The 1,184-nt window shown below is 55.7% G+C and carries 2 pseudogenes; one reads left to right on the forward strand and one right to left on the reverse strand.

The window, feature by feature from the left end:
• Window positions 1-846, forward strand: a pseudogene (locus NW863_RS13100) (hypothetical protein); the annotation flags it as partial.
• A 4-nt stretch (window positions 847-850) separates the two neighbouring features.
• Here NW863_RS13100 and NW863_RS13105 read toward each other — a convergent pair.
• Window positions 851-1,184 (reverse strand): annotated as a pseudogene (locus NW863_RS13105) (hypothetical protein); the annotation flags it as partial.

The raw sequence follows: 1,184 nt of genomic DNA on the forward strand, positions 1-1,184 counted from the left end.
GACGAGACGGGCAAACCCAAAGTGCGGTTGGGAGGGCGAGCCATCGTACTGCGCCATTGCTACCGCACTCCAAACATCATCCTCATGGCTGCCCATGCCATCAACATGGGTCTTTTGCGTGGAGGCCATCCTTTGCAGGGGGTCACCCAAAAAGAGCAGTGGGAAGGTTTGGGTTACGAAGTGGTGGAAGGTGATTTTCGTAAGCCTGGATCCCCAATTACCCTCACCCGCAAGGCTTGCCACCCCGTCGATCAAGAAAACTTTGATCCCAAGGTGGATCCCCAGTCGCTGCTGGTCTGGCGCACCTTCCCTTCTGAGGAAGAGGAGCAGAATTGGATTGCCCAACAGATCGAGCGCGACCTGAAGCAGTGGAGTTTTCGGCCGGAAGATCTTCTAGTTACAAGTGTAGCCAGCTTCAGAGGGAGCAGACCCTACTGGGAAAGCCTAAAGGCCAGGCTCAAACAAAGAGGAATTAGCGCCCTCATTGCTGGCGAAGATGCCGATCGGGATATTTTCCGCTTGCCGGGGCACGTCACCCTGTCGGGGATCTTCCGGGCCAAGGGCAACGAAGCTTGGAAAGTCTACGTCTGCCAGTTTCAAAACGCCACCGAGCCGGGGCTAAGTGTAGAGGAGCAACTGCGCCGGCGCAATCAAGCTTTTGTGGCCTTGACACGCACCAAGCTCTGGTGTGTGGTAACAGGGATCTCCCCCAAAGATCAACTGGCCCCCGCCTTCCAAGAGCTGCGGCAGGCCAAGGAGCAGTACCCCTACCTACGCTTCCCAGCTTTTAACAAGGGATCCCTGCGGCGGGTTCATGAGGTGGATCTGGACTTGGAAGGTGCTTGAAGAATTACCGTCTGCCCTCAAGCGAGCCCAGCTCTGTCATCGCTTTTGCCATGTCGTCTAGGTCGTTCACCTTCTCCTCAATGGCTGCAAGAATTGCGTCGTAGGTGTTGGCCGAAGCGGAGGTGGCAGCAGCTTTGGTGGTAGAAGTGGAGCTGAATCCCTTTCCAAACCCAGACGGGTGGGCGGCAAAGTTGCCAGAGCCTGTTGCTTGGCGAACTTGATTGAGGCGGGCAATCTCTTGGGCCAAAAGATCCCCTTGTGAGCGGAGCTGATCGAGTTTGGCAGCGCCCTCTTTCAAGTACTGAACAAGCTTCTGTTTTTTGGCTTGCAAATCTTCT

Origin of the sequence: Synechococcus sp. B60.1 (genome assembly GCF_047462555.1) — a bacterium.
In the GTDB taxonomy this organism is placed as follows: domain Bacteria; phylum Cyanobacteriota; class Cyanobacteriia; order Thermostichales; family Thermostichaceae; genus Thermostichus.